The sequence below is a fragment of the Cobetia sp. SIMBA_158 genome (assembly GCF_046566945.1).
GTDB lineage: Bacteria > Pseudomonadota > Gammaproteobacteria > Pseudomonadales > Halomonadaceae > Cobetia > Cobetia amphilecti.
Genome location: NZ_JAWJYL010000431.1, coordinates 1 through 267 on the forward strand (window position 1 = coordinate 1; position 267 = coordinate 267).

1 pseudogene is annotated in these 267 nt (G+C 34.8%); it reads right to left on the reverse strand.

The features are described 5' to 3' along the window. Positions 1-267 (reverse strand): annotated as a pseudogene (locus R2R70_RS20575) (hypothetical protein); the annotation flags it as partial.

The following is a 267-nucleotide window of genomic DNA, read 5'->3' on the forward strand; positions in this document are numbered from 1 at the left end:
TATGCAATACATCTTTCAGTTCCATATACTTATGATGAACAATCAATCTATTGCTGCGATTACTCTTTCCTTCTTCTTTGCACATAGCACATCTAAAATGACTTTCAAGCAACTTAGCTTCTCTTAGTCCTTTCCACTCTTTTGAATGGTAATAGCTGTACTGTTCTTTATTGTCTCTGTTATACCTCACATCTTTGTTGTATTGCTTTTGCTGGTATCCTGTATGCTCATCGCAATACTTAGATGACCAATCAATTAAAACTCTAC